This is a genomic window from Pseudarthrobacter raffinosi, assembly GCF_023913835.1.
GTDB classification, from domain to species: Bacteria; Actinomycetota; Actinomycetes; order Actinomycetales; family Micrococcaceae; genus Arthrobacter; species Arthrobacter raffinosi.
Map to the genome: position 1 here is coordinate 236,394 of NZ_JAMXBG010000002.1, position 19,829 is coordinate 256,222.

At 65.7% G+C, this 19,829-nt stretch carries 18 protein-coding genes, 2 tRNA genes and 1 riboswitch; of the genes, 18 read left to right on the forward strand and 2 right to left on the reverse strand.

The genetic code is table 11. From position 1 onward, the window contains the following. Genes NG697_RS02910 through ndk form a run of 3 tightly spaced genes read left to right on the forward strand, consistent with a single transcriptional unit; the run spans position 1 to position 2,266 of the window. Complete coding sequence (locus tag NG697_RS02910) at positions 1 to 1,359, forward strand: bifunctional folylpolyglutamate synthase/dihydrofolate synthase (RefSeq protein WP_252599528.1); 1,359 nt, start codon at positions 1 to 3, stop codon at positions 1,357 to 1,359. A 2-nt stretch (positions 1,360 to 1,361) separates the two neighbouring features. Continuing rightward, positions 1,362 to 1,808 (forward strand): DUF4233 domain-containing protein, encoded by a 447-nt coding sequence (locus NG697_RS02915; RefSeq protein ID WP_111909021.1) that lies wholly within the window; start codon positions 1,362 to 1,364, stop codon positions 1,806 to 1,808. A gap of 38 nt (positions 1,809 to 1,846) precedes the next feature. Then, positions 1,847 to 2,266 carry a nucleoside-diphosphate kinase gene (gene ndk, locus NG697_RS02920; RefSeq protein WP_058932211.1) on the forward strand — a complete coding sequence of 140 codons (420 nt, stop codon included), beginning with the start codon at positions 1,847 to 1,849 and terminating at the stop codon, positions 2,264 to 2,266. Positions 2,267 to 2,378: 112 nt separating this feature from the next. On the opposite strand, the gene NG697_RS02925 is transcribed toward ndk, so the two are convergent. Continuing rightward, positions 2,379 to 3,053: a vitamin K epoxide reductase family protein gene (locus tag NG697_RS02925; RefSeq protein WP_252599526.1), complete on the reverse strand. Its 675-nt coding sequence runs from the start codon at positions 3,051 to 3,053 to the stop codon at positions 2,379 to 2,381. 452 nt (positions 3,054 to 3,505) lie between these two features. Here NG697_RS02925 and NG697_RS02930 point away from each other — a divergent pair, with 452 nt between their 5' ends. From NG697_RS02930 to NG697_RS02990, 13 genes are all read left to right on the forward strand, one after another. Beyond that, positions 3,506 to 6,805 carry an Rne/Rng family ribonuclease gene (locus NG697_RS02930; RefSeq protein ID WP_252613589.1) on the forward strand — a complete coding sequence of 1,100 codons (3,300 nt, stop codon included), beginning with the start codon at positions 3,506 to 3,508 and terminating at the stop codon, positions 6,803 to 6,805. Positions 6,806 to 6,906: 101 nt separating this feature from the next. Further along, positions 6,907 to 7,004, forward strand: a riboswitch (TPP riboswitch). Next, on the forward strand, positions 6,987 to 8,585 hold the full coding sequence (gene thiD / locus NG697_RS02935; RefSeq protein ID WP_252613590.1) for a bifunctional hydroxymethylpyrimidine kinase/phosphomethylpyrimidine kinase: 1,599 nt from the start codon (positions 6,987 to 6,989) through the stop codon (positions 8,583 to 8,585). It overlaps the preceding riboswitch by 18 nt. Before the next feature lie 272 nt (positions 8,586 to 8,857). Next, positions 8,858 to 9,166 (forward strand): 50S ribosomal protein L21, encoded by a 309-nt coding sequence (gene rplU / locus NG697_RS02940; RefSeq protein WP_018773353.1) that lies wholly within the window; start codon positions 8,858 to 8,860, stop codon positions 9,164 to 9,166. A gap of 61 nt (positions 9,167 to 9,227) precedes the next feature. After that, entirely contained in the window at positions 9,228 to 9,491 is a 264-nt protein-coding gene (gene rpmA, locus NG697_RS02945) for a 50S ribosomal protein L27 (RefSeq protein ID WP_056340543.1), read from the forward strand. Positions 9,492 to 9,609: 118 nt separating this feature from the next. Continuing rightward, the gene (gene obgE, locus NG697_RS02950) at positions 9,610 to 11,199 is read left to right on the forward strand and encodes a GTPase ObgE (RefSeq protein ID WP_252599523.1); all 1,590 of its coding nucleotides are present in this window, start codon (positions 9,610 to 9,612) and stop codon (positions 11,197 to 11,199) included. A 10-nt stretch (positions 11,200 to 11,209) separates the two neighbouring features. Next, entirely contained in the window at positions 11,210 to 12,358 is a 1,149-nt protein-coding gene (gene proB / locus NG697_RS02955) for a glutamate 5-kinase (RefSeq protein ID WP_252599522.1), read from the forward strand. A 26-nt stretch (positions 12,359 to 12,384) separates the two neighbouring features. Beyond that, positions 12,385 to 13,737 (forward strand): glutamate-5-semialdehyde dehydrogenase, encoded by a 1,353-nt coding sequence (locus tag NG697_RS02960; RefSeq protein WP_252613591.1) that lies wholly within the window; start codon positions 12,385 to 12,387, stop codon positions 13,735 to 13,737. Positions 13,738 to 13,812: 75 nt separating this feature from the next. Further along, on the forward strand, positions 13,813 to 14,043 hold the full coding sequence (locus tag NG697_RS02965) for a hypothetical protein (protein ID WP_252599520.1): 231 nt from the start codon (positions 13,813 to 13,815) through the stop codon (positions 14,041 to 14,043). Continuing rightward, positions 13,982 to 14,713: a nicotinate-nucleotide adenylyltransferase gene (gene nadD, locus NG697_RS02970; RefSeq protein WP_256470950.1), complete on the forward strand. Its 732-nt coding sequence runs from the start codon at positions 13,982 to 13,984 to the stop codon at positions 14,711 to 14,713. Before NG697_RS02965 ends, nadD begins: the two co-directional genes overlap by 62 nt. Positions 14,714 to 14,720: 7 nt before the next feature. Further along, on the forward strand, positions 14,721 to 16,019 hold the full coding sequence (locus NG697_RS02975; RefSeq protein WP_252599519.1) for a hypothetical protein: 1,299 nt from the start codon (positions 14,721 to 14,723) through the stop codon (positions 16,017 to 16,019). A 47-nt stretch (positions 16,020 to 16,066) separates the two neighbouring features. Further along, positions 16,067 to 16,468 carry a ribosome silencing factor gene (gene rsfS, locus NG697_RS02980; protein ID WP_058932218.1) on the forward strand — a complete coding sequence of 134 codons (402 nt, stop codon included), beginning with the start codon at positions 16,067 to 16,069 and terminating at the stop codon, positions 16,466 to 16,468. Between the two features lie 100 nt (positions 16,469 to 16,568). Continuing rightward, positions 16,569 to 16,641: transfer RNA gene (locus tag NG697_RS02985), tRNA-Ala, on the forward strand. Between the two features lie 142 nt (positions 16,642 to 16,783). After that, positions 16,784 to 16,859 (forward strand) — tRNA-Ala (locus tag NG697_RS02990). Between the two features lie 103 nt (positions 16,860 to 16,962). Here the strand turns inward: NG697_RS02990 and NG697_RS02995 are convergent. Then, the gene (locus NG697_RS02995; RefSeq protein ID WP_252613592.1) at positions 16,963 to 18,282 is read right to left on the reverse strand and encodes an SAM-dependent methyltransferase; all 1,320 of its coding nucleotides are present in this window, start codon (positions 18,280 to 18,282) and stop codon (positions 16,963 to 16,965) included. 84 nt (positions 18,283 to 18,366) lie between these two features. On the opposite strand from NG697_RS02995, the gene NG697_RS03000 reads away from it, so the two are divergent. Both NG697_RS03000 and NG697_RS03005 read left to right on the forward strand, forming a co-directional pair. Next, on the forward strand, positions 18,367 to 18,720 hold the full coding sequence (locus tag NG697_RS03000; RefSeq protein WP_252599517.1) for a zinc ribbon domain-containing protein YjdM: 354 nt from the start codon (positions 18,367 to 18,369) through the stop codon (positions 18,718 to 18,720). A gap of 18 nt (positions 18,721 to 18,738) precedes the next feature. After that, positions 18,739 to 19,818, forward strand: coding sequence for an FAD-dependent oxidoreductase (locus NG697_RS03005; protein WP_252613593.1), 1,080 nt, complete (start codon positions 18,739 to 18,741; stop codon positions 19,816 to 19,818). Positions 19,819 to 19,829 lie beyond the last annotated feature (11 nt).

Sequence of the window (19,829 nt, forward strand, 5' to 3'; positions counted from 1 at the left end):
ATGACTGACGAATTCTCCGTGGAAAGTGTCTACGCAGAGTTGCTGGGGCGTGCGCCGGAAAACAAGATGGAGCCGCGTCTTGCGCCGCTGTTTCGGGCCATGGATGTGCTGGGGGAGCCCAACAAGGCGTTCCCGATCATCCATGTGACGGGCACCAACGGGAAGACCTCCACGGCCCGGATGATCGAGGCCGGGCTGCGAGCGCACGGCCTGAGTACCGGCCGCTACACCAGCCCGCACCTGTCCAAGGTCACCGAGCGGATCAGCATCGACGGCCACCCTGTCTCTGACGAAACGTTTGTCCGGATCTGGGATGAGATCCGCCCGTACCTGCAGATCGTCGACGAAGAGCTTACCGCTGCGGGGGAGCCCCGGCTCACGTACTTCGAGTGCCTGACCATCCTGGGCTTCGCGATCTTCGCGGACCAGCCGGTCAACGTGGCCGTGATCGAGGTGGGTCTGGGCGGCATCACCGATGCCACCAACGTGGGCGACGGCCTGGTTTCCGTGGTCACCCCCATTTCCCTGGACCACACCGACCTGCTGGGCGATACCACCGAGGAGATTGCGTACGAGAAGGCCGGCATCATCAAGCCCGGTGGTTACCTCATCAGTGCCTCGCAGCCCGTTGATGCTGCGCAGGTGCTACTCGAGAAAGCCAAGGACGTGGGAGTCCCGTTCCGGTTTGAAGGCGTAGAGTTCGGCGTCGAATCCCGGACGGTTGCCGTGGGCGGCCAGGTGGTGAGCATTCAGGGCATCGCCGGCCGGTACCCGGAACTGCTGCTGCCGCTGCACGGTGCGCACCAGGCCCAGAACGCAGCAGTGGCGGTGGCAGCCCTCGAGGCCTTCTTCGGCGGCGAGAAGGAACTTGACGCCGAGGTGCTCCAGGAGGCCTTCGCATCCGTCACGTCCCCGGGCCGCCTTGAGGTTGTCCGCACGGCGCCCACCATCATTGTTGACGCGGCCCACAACCCGGACGGCATCAGGGTCTCGGCCGAGGCCATCCAGGAGGCCTTCAGCTTCACCCGGCTGGTGCCGGTAGTGGGAGTCCTGAAGGAGAAGGACGCCGAAGAGATCCTGCGCCAGCTCAAGGAATCCCTGGGCGAGATCGCCCAGGAATACTGCTTTACCCAGTCCAATTCGCCACGGGCAGTGCCCGCGGCCGAACTGGCTGAACTGGCGGTGGAAATGGGCTTCGGCGAAGACAACATCCACATTGCTGAGAAGCTCGACGACGCCCTCGAATGGGCCGTGGAACGCGCCGAAGCCAGCGACGACCTCTCCGGCGGCGTGCTGGTGACGGGTTCCATCACCCTGGTGGCGGAAGCCCGGATCCTGCTCGGAAAGACGGAGGCCTAGCGGTGGCGAAGCTGACCAAAGCGCAGCGCGAGTGGCGCCCGGGAATGCCCAAGAAGCGCCGGTCCACCAAGGTGATGTTTGCCTCCACCGTCCTGCTGCTTGAAGCGTTTGTGGTCTTTTTCGCAACGCTGGCCGTCTTTGGACTCAGGCGCGGCGAGTTTCCGCCGGCGCTGATCCTGGGCATCGGCATCGCACTGAGCGTAGTGATGATCCTGGCCTGCGCGGTGCTGTCCAAGCCCTGGGGCGTGGGACTGGGCTGGATCCTGCAGATTGTGCTGATCCTGACGGGCATCGTTGAGCCCATGATGTTCCTGGTTGGCGCGCTGTTCGGCCTGGCCTGGTGGTATGGAATCCGCACCGGCATCAGGATCGATTCAGAAGCCGCAAAGCGCGAACGCGACCAGGCCGAGTGGAATGCGTCGCACGGGGACACCCCGGAAGCCTCGTAGAATTGTCCCGAAACCACACATTACGCATTGGAGCAGCTATGACCATTGAGCGCACCCTGGTACTGATCAAGCCCGACGGCGTTGCCCGCAACCTCAGCGGCGCCATCCTGGGCCGCATTGAGGCCAAAGGCTACACCCTCGCCGAACTGAAGAAGGTTGACGCCAGCCGGGAACTGCTGGAGCAGCACTACGAAGAACATGTGGGCAAGCCGTTCTACGAGCCCCTCGTTGAATTCATGCTCAGCGGACCGGTGGTGGCCGCGATCTTCGAAGGCCACCGCGTCATTGAAGGCTTCCGGTCCCTGGCCGGCACTACGGATCCCACCACTGCGGCTCCCGGCACCATCCGTGGCGACTTCGGCCGCGACTGGGGCCTGAAGGTCCAGCAGAACCTGGTCCACGGCTCCGACTCCGTGGACTCGGCCGAGCGCGAAATCAAGATCTGGTTCCAGGACTAACGTCCACCCCCAACTGCGCGAACGGACACTTGAGGCCCCGGGAAACCGGGGCCTCAAGTGTTCGTTCGCGCTTGTTGGTTCGCGCCTTTTGTGCGTTTGTGCGGGGCCCGCGTCAGAAGCCCGAGGTTCCGGCAAACACCTGGATGAAAGCGAAGAAGATGGTGGCGATGACCGCCACGTACAGCAGCGCCGTGATGATCCAGCCCGATTCGCCCAGCACACGTGCAGTACCTGCCGGGACGGGGATGACGCCGTGGACGACGTTGCGGATGGTCACCCAGACGAAGAGCGGGATCATCGCGGCCCAGACAATCATGCAGAACGGGCAGAGAACATGGATGTCGTAGAGTGCCTGGGACCAGAGCCACACCACAAACGCGAAGCCGAGCGTCACGCCGGCCTGGAGTCCCGCCCAGTACCAGCGTGCGAACGTGGCGCCGGAGAGCAGGGCCATGCCCACTGTGATGATGACGGCGAACGCCACGATGCCAATAAACATGTTGGGGAACCCGAACGCCGAGCTCTGCCACGTCTGCATGACCTGGCCGCAGGAGATCCACGGATTAACGTCGCAGGCCGTTACATGATTCGGATCCTCGAGGACAGCGAGCTTTTCCAGGACCAGCGTTCCCGAGGCCAGCCAGCCGATGGCGCCAGTGATGACCAATAGCCAGCCGAAGGGCCGGTTGCGTGCCATCGGCGGCACGCTCCCGGGCGTGGCGGCTAACGGCTCCGCCGCAGGGGAGGCAGCCGGCGTGTCGGTGCCGTGGGAGGAAATGCTGGGCATGGTGTGGCGTCCTTTGCTTCGGGTGCTCCTTGCCCCGATTGTAACGCCGGTGGCTGGAAGCAGCATTCAGTCAGCGCCCTCAGGTACCGATCCGTTGCCCGTGGTTCCGCCGCCTTTCAGCCCGGGTGTGAGAGAATGAACATGGCTGGAGGCCGACCCACATTCGGACTCCGGTCCGGTGGCTTGTTTCAAGACCGCCAATGATGAGCAGGGCAGGCTTCGGATTCTCTGATCCGGCTTCCCGCAATTCCATTGGTCGGCACCTGGTTGTGGCGTGTAGAACAACGGGTTTCAGGACACAGCCGACGGCTCCCACGGGCTGCCGCACCCCTCTGCCGGTGCGAACCTGGGAGTATCCACTTGACTTCTGTCAACGCCTGCGGGTTTTGACAATATGTGCCCCAATGGGTGCCGGATGTGGCGGTACGTCAGGGGCAGGAGTGTTGCCACATATGGAAAACGAACAAACACCAGCCGTTAATGATGAAGCCGTCGCCGAGGCTACGGAAGCGCCCAAGAAGGCCACCCGGACACGTCGGAAGGCAGTGCCGAAGGCCGCAGAGGCCGTACCGGTGAATGACGCCGCCGAAGCTGAGCCTGCGACGGATGCCGCTCCGGAACCCAAGACGCCGGTCCGCCGGACCCGCGCACGTAAGACGGTGGTCGCCGCCGAACCCTTGCCGGCCTTCGCTGCTGAGGTTCTGGAAGCACCTGCCGCCGTTGTTACCGAGACCGCCGTAGATGCTGCCGGCGTCGAACACGCGGCCGAAGCCGCAGCGCCTGAGGCTGCAGCGGAGACCAAGCCTGTCCGCCGCCGCCGCGTGGCCACCCGCAAAACCTCGGCCCCCGACGTCGCTCCCGCGGCCGTAGAACAGACAGCTCCGGAGCAGGCAGCCCCTGAAGCTGCAGCAACGCAGGCCCCGGAAGCAGAGGAGGTCGCCGCTGCGGCGGCCGTCGCGCCCGCAGCAGCCGCGTCCGTCGCGACGGCAGCAACCGCCCCCGTCGCCCCCGTCAACGCTGCCGCCGCGCCGGCTGAAGAGCCAGCTGCTGCTGAGACTGCCAGCCCGTTCAGTTCACTGTTCCTTGAGCCGGCGTCCACCACATCGGTGCTTTTCCAGGCCCCCGACCTCAGCACCGTGGTCCGCCCCGCGCCGGTTGCTGCCGTGGTTGAAGAGCCGGAAGAGGACGACCCCGACGACGGCGAAGCAGACGACGCCAACGGCCGCCGCAGGCGCCGCAGCCGTGGTCGCCGTGGACGCAGCCGCACAGGCGAAAGCGATGCTGAGGGTGAAAACGAAGGCGACGAAGGCGCAGCCGAAGAAACCGATGAGGAGTCCGCCGGGCAGGCCGATGAGGGCGTGACGTCCCGTCGTCGCCGTCGCCGCCGCCGTGGCGACCAGGATCTGGAACTGACCGGAGGCGAAGGCGACGACCCGCCCAACACGGTGACCCGTGTCCGCGCGCCGCGCGCCGCGACCGAAGCGCCGGTCAACAACCGCGTCACGTCTGTCAAGGGTTCCACCCGCCTCGAAGCCAAGAAGCAGCGCCGCCGCGAATCCCGCGACACCGGCCGCCGCCGCACCGTCATCACCGAGGCCGAGTTCCTGGCCCGCCGCGAATCGGTTGACCGGCAGATGATCGTCCGCCAGCGCGACGACAGAATCCAGATCGGCGTCCTCGAAGACGGCGTCCTGGCCGAGCACTTTGTCTCCAAGACCCAGCAGGACTCCCTGATCGGCAACGTCTACCTCGGCAAGGTGCAGAACGTACTGCCGTCCATGGAAGCGGCGTTTGTTGACATCGGACGCGGCCGCAACGCCGTCCTGTATGCCGGTGAAGTGAACTGGGAGGCCGTTAACCTCGAAGGCAAGCAGCGCCGGATCGAAAACGCGCTCAAGTCCGGCGACACCGTCCTGGTCCAGGTCACCAAGGATCCCGTGGGCCACAAGGGTGCACGCCTGACCAGCCAGATCTCGCTGCCCGGCCGCTACCTGGTCTATGTGCCCGGCGGCTCCATGACCGGAATCTCCCGCAAACTGCCCGACGTCGAGCGAAACCGCCTCAAGCGCATCCTCAAGGACCGCCTCCCGGAGCACGCCGGCGTCATCGTCCGCACCGCTGCCGAAGGCGCCTCGGAAGAGGAGCTCACGCACGACATCAACCGGCTGCGGGCCCAGTGGGAGGGCATCGAAAGCCAGTCCACGTCCACCAAGATCCTCGCGCCGGAGCTGCTCTACGGCGAACCTGACCTCACCATCAAGGTAGTCCGTGATGTCTTCAACGAGGACTTCTCCAAGCTGATCGTCTCCGGTGAAGAGGCCTGGGACACCATCGAGGCCTACGTCACCTACGTGGCCCCGGACCTCGTGGGCCGCCTGGAAAAGTGGACCAAGGACCAGGACATCTTCGCTGCGTGGCGGATCGATGAGCAGATCCACAAGGCCCTGGAACGCAAGGTCTTCCTGCCTTCGGGCGGTTCGCTGGTCATTGACCGCACCGAAGCCATGACCGTGGTGGACGTCAATACCGGCAAGTTCACCGGCAGCGGCGGCAACCTCGAGGAAACCGTCACCAAGAACAACCTCGAGGCAGCTGAAGAAGTGGTCCGGCAGCTCCGGCTCCGCGACATCGGCGGCATCATCGTTATCGACTTCATCGATATGGTCCTCGAATCCAACCGCGACCTTGTCCTGCGCCGCATGGTGGAATGCCTGGGCCGCGACCGGACCAAGCATCAGGTGGCCGAAGTGACCTCGCTGGGCCTCGTGCAGATGACGCGCAAGCGCATGGGCACCGGGCTTCTGGAAGTCTTCGGCGAGCAGTGTGAAACCTGTGCAGGCCGTGGAATTGTCACCCACGACGACCCCGTGGAACACCGCCGCGCCAACACGGTAGCCGCGGAGCACCACGTGCAGCGGGTTGACAGCCGCCCGGAAGCCCAGCGCACCGACAGCGTGCGGACTGACAGCCAGCGCCCGGACAGCCAGCCGGGTGGCCGCACTGACCGGAAGCGCCGTCGCGGACGGGGCGGCCAGCCGCTGGAAACAGCACCGGCAGCTCCGGTGCAGATCCACACGGTCCACCCGGAAGCCAGCGATGCCGAGCGCCATGCGAAGGCGGAGGCCACGCGGGCAGCGCTTGCGAACATTGCGGCCGCGGCCCACGCTGCGCATCTGCATGACGACGAGGTGGCTCACGCATCAGCTGCCGCGGGCCGGCAGTCTGCGGCTCCGGTGCCGGCTCCGGTTGGGCAGTCCGAAACGGACTCCAACGGCCGCCCGGCCGCAGTGCTGACATTCGGCGGCGAGCAGGTGGTGCTTCCGTTCGTGGCGCACCACGATGACCAGCCGCACGCACCTGCCCTGACACTTGACCGCCTCGCGGAGGCCTTCGCCCACCTTGGTGAGCGGGCTCCTGTAGCGGAGAGCACGCCGCCGGCAGTCCAGGCAACTGAAAGCCGGGCGGCCGAACCTGCCCGCCAGCAGCAGCCAGCCGCGGCGGAGAGGGATTACTCCGACCACACCGAGGAGCCCCGCGCCCGCCGTCCCCGGCGGAACCGGAGTGCCAGCCGTGCCCAGGGCGCAGCCAACGCCACGTCCGTAGAGCATCACGAAGCCGCTCCGGCGGCTGCCGCCGGACACACCCACGCCGCCAAGGCGCCGGAGCCCGTCAAGGCTCCTGTGGCCGACAAGCCGGTTGCCGCCAACGCGCCCATCATCCTGGGCGTAGGAGTTCCGGCCTCGGAGCTCTGACCAAGCAGTAGGGCAAGCCAATACAACGGCGCCTGGATGTGCCTGTGAATCACAGGCTGCGTCCGGGCGTCCGGCGTTAAGTCGCGAGGAACGCTAGGCTGGTGACTGACACGGGGTGCCGCGCAGAGAGCCGGCTGAGATCCACACCCGTTGAACCTGTCCGGTTAGCACCGGCGAAGGGATGTCTCCTTTGGCTTCAACTTCTGTCCTTCCTCCTGCAACGCCCGCGGCGGCTCTACAGGGATCCTCAGCAACCGGGGCTGAGGTCCTGCCCGCGCCAGGCCGGACTGCCAACGTCCAGGTGCTGCGTGACGTTCCGCGGGTGCTGTCCATTGCCGGATCGGACCCTTCAGGTGGCGCCGGCGTCCAGGCCGACCTCAAAAGCATCGCGGCTCTTGGCGGCTACGGCATGGCGGCCATCACCGCACTGACAGTCCAAAACACCCGGGGGGTCCAGGCGGTTCACGTTCCGCCTGCGTCCTTCCTGGGCCAGCAGCTCGATGCCATCAGCGATGACATCACCATCGACGCGGTCAAGATCGGCATGCTGGGCGACGCTGCGGTGATAGGCGTGGTCCGCGACTGGCTGGAAAAGGTGCGTCCCGCCGTCGTCGTTCTTGATCCGGTGATGGTGGCCACAAGCGGCGACCGGCTACTGCAGGGGTCTGCCGAGGCGGCCCTGCGGGAGCTGTTCCCGCTCGCGGACCTGATCACCCCCAACCTGGCCGAACTGGCCATCCTGGTGGGGGAGCCGCAGGCGAGGGAATGGCACGACGCGCTCGGGCAGGGACAGCGGTTGTCCGCCGCGACCGGTGCCACTGTCCTGGTCAAGGGCGGCCATCTCGACGGCGGTGCGTGCCCGGATGCCCTGGTCAACGCTGCCGGGCTGCTCGCCCAGGAAGTGGTGGAAGTGAGCGGGGACAGGATCCCCACGCGCAACAGCCACGGCACCGGCTGCTCACTGTCATCGGCCATGGCCACGGCCCAGGCCCGGTTGGGGGACTGGGAAGCCGCACTACGGCAAGTGAAGCCCTGGCTGGTGGGCGCGCTGCAGGCCGCTGACCAACTTGAGGTGGGCGCGGGCAACGGCCCCATCAACCACTTCCACCACATGCAACAGGTTCCGGCAGCCGGCGAATTCGCAGAGACGCTGCGGCGGGCGTCGGAGCCGGATCTTGCAGCCATCTACGGGCTGGATTTCATCCGCGACCTGGCGGCCGGCACTTTGGCTGAGGAACAGTTCGCCTATTACCTCGCCCAGGACGCCATCTACCTCAACGGCTATTCGCGGGTCCTTGCCCGGGCCAGTGCGCTGGCGCCCACGGAAGCCGCCCAGCTGTTCTGGGCAAAGTCGGCCCAGCAATGCCTTGAGGTCGAGTCCGAACTGCACCGCACGTGGCTAAGCACCAGGACAGTGGACTCCGTCCTGGGACCTGTCACCAAGTCCTACGTGGACCACCTGCTGGCGGCCTCGGCCTCAGGCAGCTACGCGGTCCTCGTGGCGGCGGTACTGCCGTGCTTCTGGCTGTATGCCGAAGTGGGACAGACTCTCCACGCGGAGTTCCTGGCTGCGGGTGCCCCGGCAGCACATCCTTATGCCGACTGGCTGCGGGCCTATGCTGACGAGGATTTCGCCCAGGCCACGCGCTACGCCATCGACTTTGGTGACGACGCCGGTCGGAGTGCTTCCGCGGATGAACAGGCGGCGATGCTGGTGGCTTTCAGGCAGTCGTGCCGGTTCGAGGTGGAATTCTTCGACGCGCCGCGAATTCATTCCTGACTGGCTGGGGCCCGTGCGGCCTGTACGATAGTCGGGCACGGTTTTGGATTGTCAGTGCAGTACCTGCTTGTGGGTCCTATCACAGACAACCTGCCGTAACCAGCCTCATTTGCGGCCGAAGGCAAAATTAGCGTATTCTAGATCTTCGGTGCTTACGCCAACACTTGGGTTACGACCCCACGGCGTTGAGGCACAGCGAGAACCCAGCCAATTATGGAACAGGGTTCAGCACGCAAATTTAGTAATAAACGTCGAGAGAAGTGAGTTCCCAAGTGGTGTACGCGATTGTCCGCGCAGGCGGCCGCCAAGAGAAGGTTTCCGTTGGAGACTTCGTTACCCTGAACCGCGTCCCCGGTGGAGCCGGCAGCACCTTTGAGTTGCCCGCACTGCTCCTGGTAGACGGTGACAAAGTCACCTCTGCTGCTGCGGACCTGGCCAAGGTAACGGTTACGGCTGAGATCCTCGAAGACCTCCGTGGTCCGAAGATCGTCATCCAGAAGTTCAAGAACAAGACCGGTTACAAGAAGCGCCAGGGTCACCGTCAGGAATTGACCAAGGTCAAGATCACGGGTATCAAGTAACTCTTCGTTACTGTTCAGGTTCTTCAGCAGATTCCCCAGAATTTAAAGGCAGGCATTTCAAATGGCACATAAAAAAGGCGCGAGTTCCACTCGCAACGGTCGTGACTCCAACGCCCAGTACCTCGGCGTCAAGCGCTTCGGCGGCCAGGTAGTTTCCGCAGGCGAGATCATCGTTCGCCAGCGTGGCACCCACTTCCACCCGGGCGCCGGCGTTGGACGTGGCGGCGACGACACACTGTTCGCACTGGCCCCGGGAGCCGTCCAGTTCGGCACTCGCCGCGGTCGCCGCGTTGTTAACATCGTTGCTGCTGCAGCTGCAGAGTAACAAATAGTTCTGAAGCGGTGGAGCGGGCCATTTTGGTCCGCTCCACTGTTCTTTTAACCGCATTACAATCGTCTTGTCGCCTTTGGGCGTACAGGAAAACAGCACTGAGGAGATCCACGTGGCGAGCTTTGTAGACCGGGTAGTACTGCACGTATCCGGCGGTACCGGCGGCCACGGGTGTGTCTCTGTCCACCGGGAGAAGTTCAAGCCCCTGGGCGGTCCCGACGGCGGCAACGGCGGCGACGGCGGCGATGTCATCCTGCGCGTTGATCACCAGACCACCACGCTGCTTGACTACCACCATGCCCCGCACCGCCATGCCACCAACGGTGGCCCCGGCATGGGTGACTGGCGGGGTGGCAAGAGCGGCGAGACCCTCATCCTGCCCGTACCGGACGGCACCGTGGTCAAGTCCAAGGACGGCACCGTCCTGGCGGACCTGGTCGGCGAAGGCGCCGAGTATGTGGCGGCCGCCGGCGGCCTGGGCGGCCTGGGCAATGCTTCGCTGTCCTCGCAGAAGCGCCGTGCCCCGGGCTTCGCTCTGCTGGGCATCGAGGGTGACGCCCGTGACATTGTGCTGGAACTGAAGTCCATCGCCGACATCGCGCTGGTGGGTTTCCCCTCTGCCGGCAAATCCAGCCTGATCGCGGCCATGTCCGCCGCGCGGCCCAAGATCGCCGATTACCCCTTTACCACGCTGATCCCGAACCTGGGTGTTGTCCAGTCCGGCGATGTCCGCTTCACCATTGCGGACGTCCCGGGCCTCATCGAGGGCGCCAGCGAAGGCAAGGGTCTTGGCCACCACTTCCTGCGCCACGTGGAGCGCTGCGCCGCCCTGGTGCACGTGCTGGACTGCGGCACGCTTGAATCGGACCGTGACCCTTTGGCGGACCTGGCCATCATCGAGGCCGAGCTGGAAAAATACTCCGTGGATATGAGTTACGCCGGTGCCGACGGCGAAGTGGTTCCGCTAAACCACCGTCCGCGCCTGGTGGCCCTGAACAAGGTGGACCTCCCGGACGGCAAGGACATGGCTGAATTTGTCCGCCCGGAACTGGAGTCACGCGGCTACCGGGTCTTCGAAATCTCGGCTACCAGCCATGAGGGTCTCCGCCAGCTCGGCTTCGCCATGGCGGAAATCGTCCAGGCTGCCCGTGCCGCCCTCGCAGCCGCCCCGCCCAAGGTCCAGCCTCCCGTTCTGCGGCCCCGCGCCGTCAACGAATCCGGCTTCAAGATCCGCCGCGAGGAAAAGAACCTCGAGCCGCTCTTCCGCGTCCTGGGCGACAAGCCCGTCCGCTGGGTTAAGCAGACCGACTTCACCAACGAGGAAGCCATCGGCTATCTCGCCGACCGCCTGGCGAAGCTCGGCGTCGAAAACGAACTGTTCAAGCAGGGCGCCGTGCCCGGTGACACCGTGGTGATCGGCGAGGACGACGGCGTTGTCTTCGACTGGGAGCCCACCATGATGGCCGGTGCAGAACTGCTGGCGGCACCGCGTGGCACCGACGTCCGCTTCGCCGACATCGGCGACCGGCCCACCCGCGGGCAGAAGCGGGACGAGCAGGTGGAACGCCGTGAGGCCAAGGCCGCCGCCCGCGCCGAGCTCGAGGCAGAGCGCAAGGCCGGGATCTGGACCGAATCGGTCAGCGGGCGCCGCGCCGCCAAGCCTGTCACTGAGAGTGGGCTGGGCGTTGAAGATGACGAGTGAGGCCGCTGAAATGACCGAAGAGTCCGCAGTAATCATCGAGGAACCCAAAGACGACCGCAGTGTGCTCGCCCGGGCCCGCCGGATCGTTGTCAAAGTAGGGTCGTCGTCGCTGACCAGCATCAAGGGCGGCATCTCGGAAGAGTCCCTGACCGCCCTCTCAGATGTCTTGGCCGCCAAACATAACGCCGGCACGGAAATTATCCTGGTTTCTTCGGGAGCCATTTCCGCAGGGCTTGCGCCCCTCGGCCTGGTGAAGCGTCCGCGTGACCTCGCGACCCAGCAGGCCGCCGCCAGCGTGGGCCAGGGCCTGCTCATGGCGCGCTACACGCACGCGTTCGGCGCCCACGGCGTCACGGTCAGCCAGGTGCTGCTGACCGCAGATGACCTCATGCGTCGTAGCCACCACGCGAACGCGTTCCGTGCACTGAACCGCCTCCTCAACCTCGGCGTTGTGCCGGTGGTCAATGAAAACGACACGGTCGCCACGCACAAGATCCGTTTCGGCGACAACGACAGGCTCTCAGCGCTCGTGGCCCATCTGGTCCGTGCTGACGCCCTGATCCTGCTGTCCGACGTCGACTCGATATACGACGGCCCGCCCGCCAAGGGCGCCAAGCGCATTTCCCAGGTGGACGGCCCCGGAGATCTTGAGGCAGTGACTATCGGGAAGCCGGGCAAGGCAGGCGTAGGCACCGGCGGCATGCAGACTAAAGTCGAGGCTGCCATCATGGCCGCCGACTCCGGCATCCCGGCGCTGGTCACGTCCACAACCAACGCCGCAGCCGCCCTGGCCGGTGAGGACGTGGGGACCTGGTTCACCGTGAACAGCGGCCGGAAGTCCGTGCGGATGATGTGGCTGGCCCACCTGGCGCACGTTCAGGGCAGGCTCTTCCTTGACGACGGCGCCGTGCACGCTGTGCGGGACAATCGCTACTCGCTGCTCCCCGCCGGAATTTCATCGGTGGACGGCACCTTCGAAGCCGGCGACGCCGTCGAGATGGTGGCCGGCGACGGTACCGTCATCGCGCGCGGTTTGGTTAATTACTCTTCCGAAGAGCTTCCCCAGATGCTGGGGCGCTCCACAGTGGAACTGGGCGAGTCCCTGGGCCGCGGATTCGACCGTGAGGTTGTCCATATCGACGACCTGGTTCTGGTCTGAGCGGTCCGCTCGCCTAGACTTGAAGGATGACTGAGGCACTGATTTCCCAAGCCACTGGCACTTCCGACGATTCAACCGTGGTTCCTCCCGGGCCGGAACAGGGGGGGACCCACACCCCGGCGAAGGTTGAGGCGGCCGTCCACGCCATCGCTGACCGCTCACGGCAGGCAGCCCGCCAGATGGCCGGGGCCAACCGCGCCCGGAAGGACAGTGGCCTCCGGGCCATCGGTGCCGCATTGCTGGCGCGGAAGGACTTCATCCTGTCGGCCAACGCCAAGGACGTTGCGGCCGGCAAAGCCAACGGCACGTCGGCGGCCCTGTTGGACCGCCTCACCTTGACCGAAAGCCGGATCGACGGGCTCGTGGCGTCCCTGGAAAACCTGGCCAGCCTGCCCGATCCGGTCGGAAACGTGGTCCGAGGCCAGACCCTCCCCAATGGGCTGCGCCTGCGCCAGATCAACGTGCCCATGGGAGTGGTTGCCGCCATTTACGAGGCCCGCCCCAACGTCACTGTAGACATCGCCGGTCTTGGCCTCAAGAGCGGCAACGCCGTCATCCTCCGCGGCGGCACTGCTGCCGCCTCCACCAACGAAGCACTGGTCCAGATCCTCCGCGAAGCCCTGGACTCCGTCGGGCTGCCGGCCGATGCCGTGCAGACAGTGGACCAGTACGGCCGTGAAGGTGCGAATGCGCTGATGCGTGCGCGCGGCCGCGTTGATGTCCTGATTCCGCGCGGCGGCCGGGACCTGATCCAGTCCGTGGTGCTGAACGCCGCCGTGCCGGTCATCGAGACCGGCGAGGGCAACGTGCATATCTTCATCGACGAATCCGCCAGCGAGGACATGGCGGTGGAGATCCTGCTGAACGCCAAGACCCAGCGGCCCAGTGTCTGCAACACCGTGGAGACGCTGCTGGTCCATTCGCGGTCCGCCGTGCTGCCCGCCGTCGCCGCCGCGTTGCGCGGCGCCGGGGTCACCCTCCACGCCGACGAGCGCATCCGTGCGGCGCTGCCTTCATCTGTTGAGTCCGTTCCGGCAACGGATGAGGACTGGGGAACCGAGTACATGGACCTGGACCTCGCCGTAGCAATGGTGGACAGCCTGGATGACGCCGTCAAGCACATCCGGACCTGGTCCACGGGCCACACCGAAGCGATCCTCACCAACGACCTGGCCAACGCGGAGCGGTTCATCGCCGAGGTTGACTCTGCCGCAGTCATCGTCAACGCGTCCACGCGGTTTACCGACGGCGGCGAGCTGGGCCTCGGTGCCGAGGTTGGCATCTCCACGCAGAAGCTGCACGCCCGCGGCCCGATGGGACTGACAGAGCTCACCACCACTAAGTGGATCGTGCAGGGCGAAGGCCAGGTCCGCGGGTAGCAACGCGGTAATATAGACAGAAGTCCGGAACGGCGGGACAATCCGCTGCCACATCCTTGAACCCTAGGGGAGAAAATGCTGCTCCAGCAGATCGCCATGACCGTTGCCGAAGGCGGAGAACACGCACCCGCTCCGATCTGGGCTGAGCCGTGGGTGTTCGGCGCATCCATTTTCGCCATCCTGCTGGTGATGATGTTCGTTACGCTCTCCTACTCGAACCTGGGCAACCGGCACACCGTAACGGATGAGCACGCCGATCCGCACCGCCAGCACCCCAACAAGCACGACCACGGCCAAGGCCACTGAAATTTCCCGTGTTCTGCACCGTGACGGTGCGCAAAGGCGGCTGCGGCTGGGCGTGATGGGCGGGACGTTTGATCCCATCCACCACGGCCACCTTGTTGCAGCCAGCGAAGTGGCCGCCAAGTTCAGCCTGGATGAAGTGGTCTTTGTCCCCACCGGGCAGCCGTGGCAAAAGTCGCACAAGCAGGTCAGTGAGCCTGAGCACCGCTACCTCATGACGGTGATCGCCACGGCATCGAACCCCCGCTTCACCGTCAGCAGGGTGGATATTGACCGGCCCGGTCGCACGTATACCATTGATACCTTGCGGGATCTCCGGACCCAGCGTCCGGATGCGGATCTGTTCTTCATTACCGGTGCGGATGCACTGGCGCAGATTCTTTCCTGGAAGGACATCGACGAGCTGTGGTCACTGGCCCATTTTGTCGGTGTGACACGGCCGGGACATGTGCTTGATGGCATGGGCCGCAAGGACGTCAGCCTCCTCGAGGTGCCGGCCATGGCCATCTCGTCCACGGACTGCCGTGTCCGTGTAGCCGGGAACAACCCCGTCTGGTACCTCGTGCCGGACGGAGTGGTCCAATACATCGCCAAATATGGTCTGTACGCCGAGGGATCAGATCCCCAGGACGTCCGAACTACCGAAACAGACGAGCCAGCCAGTACTGAATGAGTCCTCAATGAGTCAGGAAAAGCCCCCCGTCCGCAGCCGCCGCGAACTGCGGCAGGCCAGAGATGAGAACACGGCTCCCGGGTCCAACGGCCCGGGCCAGGTTTCGCCTGCCTCAAAACAACGGCGCGCGGCTGACGCCCCGGTGGATTCCGTCCCCGAGCAGTCCCAAGCGCAGCGGTCCTCGCAGATCCGGGCCCGCGACCGCGCGGCGCTGCGTGCCATCAAAGAACTCGAGGAGAAAGAGGGCCAGCTTTCCGCAGGAGGCCCTCCCACGCGCAGGCAGTTGCGGCTCCAGCAACTGAAGGAACAGGCCGTCACCTCGGCCAATCCCATCATTCCCGCTCCCATGGGGCAGCCTTTGCCAAGCCAACCCGCGCCGAGCCAACCTAAGCCAGGCCAAGCCAAGCTGGGTCAAGCGAAGACAGCCCCAACGAGGCCAGGTCACGACACCGCTGTATCCGCCGATATGGCCGGGCCCGCCGCGCCGGCGAACGGTGCAGGTGTTCCGGCTGGCATGAGCGTGGAGCAGGCACTCGCAGCCCGCACGCTTATTGCCGAGCAGGCCAAGAACCAGCTGGCCAAGATGGAACACATCGCCTCGCTGGACCCCGAAGCAGTGGATCCGGACATCCTTGCGGAACAGATCGCCTTGGCCGAGCGCGCGGCGGTGCTTAACCGCCGGGCGATGGCCAAGCGGAAGCTGGCCGAGCAGGCCGCCACTGCCCAGCCAGTATCAGTACCCACGCAGGCTCCCAATCCGCAGGCCGCGGCCACGCAATCCGTTCCCCAGACGGGCCCGGCCACCGCCGACAACCTGGCCATGGTCACGCCGCTGGAATTCGTGCAGGTACCCGGCGTCGACCGTCCTGTGATGAAACCCCCGGCGACCTCCTACGTGCCGCTGGCGACCCAGGCCGGACCAAAGGTCCGGCCAGGCGGCAAGGGCCGCAGGCCGTCCACTACGTCCAAAGAGCCGGCCGCGGGTTCTGCGCAGGCGGCCGCGTCGGGCCGTTCCCGGGTGATCGCCCGTGCGGAAGCTGCTGCCAGGGCCGCCGCGGCACCGAAGCGCGTCGTCCCCGTCCAGCCCATCACGGCCTCTACGCCAGTGGGGGAGACGGGCGATCTGTTCGATGACCTGCCGCGCATCCCGGCACGGTCAGCGCATGGGCTGGAGCCGCTGGATGCGGCAACGGCCGGCCTGGCCCGTGCGAAGCGGCTCAGGCTTATGCAGGTCCTCGTCCTGGCTTTTGGGATCGTGGCTCTTATTTCCGGCGTTATCCTCATCGTCAGCGGCATCTCCAGCTGACCAGGCAACGCCCTTTTACAAAGCTTTAGAAAACTACAAGGAGTCCCATGACTGCAACAGATTCATCCATCGCCATTGCCCGCCAAGCCGCCAAGGCAGCCGCGGACAAGATTGCCCACGACATTGTGGCCCTCGATGTCAGCGAACGGCTGGCACTGGCGGACGTCTTCCTCATCGCATCCGCGCCGAGCGAGCGCCAGGTCAACGCCATCGTTGACGGCATCGAAGAAGAACTTTCCAAGCAGGACCTCCGTCCGGTACGCCGCGAAGGCCGCTCCGGCGGGCGCTGGGTACTGCTGGATTACTCGGACATCGTCATCCACGTCCAGCATGAAGAGGACCGCGTTTTCTACGCCCTGGAGCGCCTGTGGAAGGACTGCCCAGTGGTTGACCTGCAGCTGGGCGAGGACACGTCAGCCAAGGCGACGGCGGCCTCCGACTCCGAATAGCAGGCCTTGCCGGCCCGAATATGCCCGATTTGGAATTTTCGGAAAAGCTGGTCTAAGATATTTGAGTTGCTCCGGGGAGACCGCGGAGTAACGAAGGTCCGGGGCTGTGGCGCAGCTGGTAGCGCACCTGCATGGCATGCAGGGGGTCAGGGGTTCGAGTCCCCTCAGCTCCACCGGATAATCCGCCGGAATCGAAAGATTCCGGCGGATTTTTTGTTGCAGGAAAATGCGCCTCCCGATTGGCGCAGCGCGCAGATTTCTATTAAGCTGATCAGGTTGCTTCGGGCGGTCTGAACCGCGGAGAAGCACACGTTTGGGGCTGTGGCGCAGCTGGTAGCGCACCTGCATGGCATGCAGGGGGTCAGGGGTTCGAGTCCCCTCAGCTCCACCAAACAGGACGCAGGTCCGTAAAAAAATGAGCCACCCGGTCGGGTGGCTCATTTTTTGTCTCCCAAGCAGGGAGCCCGGAGAACTGGGCGCCCAGTAGTGAGTGCTTAGATCCAATCACTCCGGCGCAGCGGCGGCCCGTCCCCGCCGGCACGCTGGACCAGGACCTGGTTGACGCCCGTGATCCCGGTTTCAAAGCCCAGGGCACTTGAGGCCATGTAGAGCCGCCACACCCGCGCCCGGCCCAGGCTGGTGAGCCGGACGGCTTCGTCCCAGTTCTCTTCGAGCCTGCGCACCCACGCCCGCAGGGTCAGCGCATAGTGCTGGCGCAGGGCCTCCACGTCCAAGACCTCGAACCCGCCGGTCTCCAGTGCGCTGACCATCTCGCCCAGGCTGATCATCTCGCCGTCCGGAAAGACATAGCGCGGAATGAACGAATCCGGGTCGGGCTTGATGGGGCCGGCGTTCCAGGAGATGGCGTGGTTGAGCAGCCGGCCGCCGGGACGGAGCAAGCCGTGCAGCACGTCGACATAGTTGGGTGTCTGTTCCCGGCCCACGTGTTCGGACATGCCGATGGAGCTAATGGCGTCGAACGGCCCGTCGGCGATATCCCGGTAATCCTGGACCCGGATGTCGATGTTTTCGGTCAGGCCGGCGTCGGCCGCACGTTTGCGCGCCAGCACGGCCTGTTCGGTGGAGAGCGTCACGCCCACCACCGAGACGCCGTAATGCTGCGCCGCGTGCAACGCGAAGCTGCCCCAGCCGCACCCCACGTCCAGTACCCTCATCCCGGGCTTCAGCCCAAGCTTCCGGCAGACGAGATCCAGCTTGGCCTTCTGCGCGTCATCCAGTCCTGCCGGAAGGCCCCGTTCGGCAGGGGTGCCGCCGCCGTCGGGTCCATCCGCCCACACAGCGCACGAGTAAACCATTGAGGGTCCCAGCACGAGGGCGTAAAAGTCGTTGCCGACGTCGTAATGGTGCGAGATGGCCGCGGCGTCGCGCATCCGGGTGTGGAGCCGGCCCTTCCGCGTGACCTTGGCCTCCTCCGGCGGCGGAGCAGGGTTGGGGCCCAGCGCGCCCAGCCGGACCGCCGTGCTGACCAGCGTGGCCAGTTCACGCGGAGTCGGGGGCCGGAAGGGGCCGGGTTCGGAAAACTTGCCCACCGAGCTGAGCGCCGTGAAGGCTGCAAAGATGTCGCCGGGGGCAGCGATGTCCCCGGCGACATAGGCGCGGCTGAGCCCGAGCTGCCCCGGCGACCACAGGATCCGGCGCAGGGCGCGGCGTGACCTGAATTCGAGGACCGGGGCCTCGGGTGGCCCCGCCTCGGACCCGTCCCACGCCCGCACCCTCAGCGGTATCTCCGTCGTCCCCAGGACGATGCCCAGTGCGTTCGCCAGCAGCGACGCTGCGCCTTTTTCTGTTTTCATGGTCCTCGCCTTTCGTCCGCCTAGGCCCAACAGTACGACGCCGGCGCGCACCTGTCAGCGCAGTGGCGCGATTATCATGGGGGAGTGAATGAGACGTTGCCACCGTGCCCCGAATGCTCCAGCGCCTACACCTACGAGATGGGTGCGCTACTGGTCTGCCCGGAATGCGGCCACGAGTGGTCCGCCCAGGCGGCTGAGGCCACGGCAGAGGCCGGGCCGAGGGTCATCAAGGATGCAGTGGGCAACATCCTCGCCGACGGCGACACTGTCACGGTGACCAAGGACCTGAAAATCAAGGGCAGCTCCGGTGTCATCAAGGTTGGCACCAAAGTCCGCGGGATCCGGCTGATGGACGGTGTGGGCGATCACGACATCGACTGCAAGGTGGACGGCGTGGGGCCGATGCAGCTCAAATCCTCCGTGGTGAAGAAGGTCTAGCCGGAACCGGTCAGGGACATGGACTACGGAACCACCGACGTTGTGGTCATCGGCGCGGGCCAGGCGGGACTCTCCGCCGCCTACCACCTGCAGCGCCGAGGGGTTGAATACAAGGTCCTCGACGCCGAGGAAGGCCCGGGCGGCGCCTGGCACCACCGCTGGAAAAGCCTGGTCATGGCGACGGTCAACGGCATCAGTGACCTTCCCGGCATCGCGAAGCCTGACGTGGATCCCACGGAACCCAGCTCGGAGTTCCTGAGCCGGTACTTCGCCGGCTACGAGCGGGACCTCGGAATTGAGGTCCTGCGCCCGGTCAAGATCACCTCGGTCGCTAGGGAAGACGCCGATCCGGCGGGGCGCCTGCGGATCAGCGCCGACAGCGGCGACTGGTCAGCGAAGGCGGTCATCAACGCAACCGGTACGTGGACCCGGCCGTTCTGGCCCATCTACCCGGGCCGGGCCACGTTCCGGGGCCGGCAACTGCACGTGGCCGATTACGTCTCCGCCGAGGAGTTCCGCGGCCTGCACGTCATCGTCGTGGGAGGCGGCATTTCCGCCGTCGGGCTTCTGGAGGAGGTCTCGCAGGTGACCAGCACCAGCTGGTTCACCCGGCGGGAACCCGACTGGCGTGACGCCGCGTTCGACGCCCAGGCCGGCCACAACGCCGTCGCCCTCGTGGAGGAGCGCGTGCGGCAGGGCCTGCCGCCGCAAAGCGTGGTGGCCGTGACCGGCCTCATCTGGACCCCGGCGCTGAGGGCGGCAGCGCAACGGGGTGCGCTGGACCGTCGCCCCATGTTCACCGCGATAGAGCCCGACGGCGTCCGGCTCGCCGTCGGGAGCCTGCTCCGTGCCGACGTCATTCTGTGGGCCACCGGATTCCGTGCCGAGCTCGAGCATCTGGCGCCGCTGCATCTCCGGGGACCCGGCGGCGGCATCGCCATGGAAGGGACCCAGGTGGCAGCTGAACCGCGCGTCCATCTGGTGGGGTACGGGCCGTCGTCGTCCACCATCGGCGCCAACAGGGCGGGCCGGGCGGCCGTCACCGCCATCCTCAAACTGCCCGCGCTTGCACCAACCGCATCAACAACCAGTACATGACCAGACGGCAG

What these genes read in the sequence shown, in the direction of transcription:
- NG697_RS02925 (WP_252599526.1), bottom strand. Translation starts at nt 3,053, where the DNA reads ATGCCCAGCATTTCCTCCCACGGCACCGACACGCCGGCTGCCTCCCCT.
- ndk (WP_058932211.1), top strand. Translation starts at nt 1,847, where the DNA reads ATGACCATTGAGCGCACCCTGGTACTGATCAAGCCCGACGGCGTTGCC.
- NG697_RS02910 (WP_252599528.1), top strand. Translation starts at nt 1, where the DNA reads ATGACTGACGAATTCTCCGTGGAAAGTGTCTACGCAGAGTTGCTGGGG.
- NG697_RS03005 (WP_252613593.1), top strand. Translation starts at nt 18,739, where the DNA reads ATGGACTACGGAACCACCGACGTTGTGGTCATCGGCGCGGGCCAGGCG.
- proB (WP_252599522.1), top strand. Translation starts at nt 11,210, where the DNA reads ATGACCGAAGAGTCCGCAGTAATCATCGAGGAACCCAAAGACGACCGC.
- NG697_RS02960 (WP_252613591.1), top strand. Translation starts at nt 12,385, where the DNA reads ATGACTGAGGCACTGATTTCCCAAGCCACTGGCACTTCCGACGATTCA.
- NG697_RS02965 (WP_252599520.1), top strand. Translation starts at nt 13,813, where the DNA reads ATGCTGCTCCAGCAGATCGCCATGACCGTTGCCGAAGGCGGAGAACAC.
- rsfS (WP_058932218.1), top strand. Translation starts at nt 16,067, where the DNA reads ATGACTGCAACAGATTCATCCATCGCCATTGCCCGCCAAGCCGCCAAG.
- rpmA (WP_056340543.1), top strand. Translation starts at nt 9,228, where the DNA reads ATGGCACATAAAAAAGGCGCGAGTTCCACTCGCAACGGTCGTGACTCC.
- NG697_RS02930 (WP_252613589.1), top strand. Translation starts at nt 3,506, where the DNA reads ATGGAAAACGAACAAACACCAGCCGTTAATGATGAAGCCGTCGCCGAG.
- NG697_RS02995 (WP_252613592.1), bottom strand. Translation starts at nt 18,282, where the DNA reads ATGAAAACAGAAAAAGGCGCAGCGTCGCTGCTGGCGAACGCACTGGGC.
- nadD (WP_256470950.1), top strand. Translation starts at nt 13,982, where the DNA reads ATGAGCACGCCGATCCGCACCGCCAGCACCCCAACAAGCACGACCACG.
- thiD (WP_252613590.1), top strand. Translation starts at nt 6,987, where the DNA reads ATGTCTCCTTTGGCTTCAACTTCTGTCCTTCCTCCTGCAACGCCCGCG.
- NG697_RS02975 (WP_252599519.1), top strand. Translation starts at nt 14,721, where the DNA reads ATGAGTCAGGAAAAGCCCCCCGTCCGCAGCCGCCGCGAACTGCGGCAG.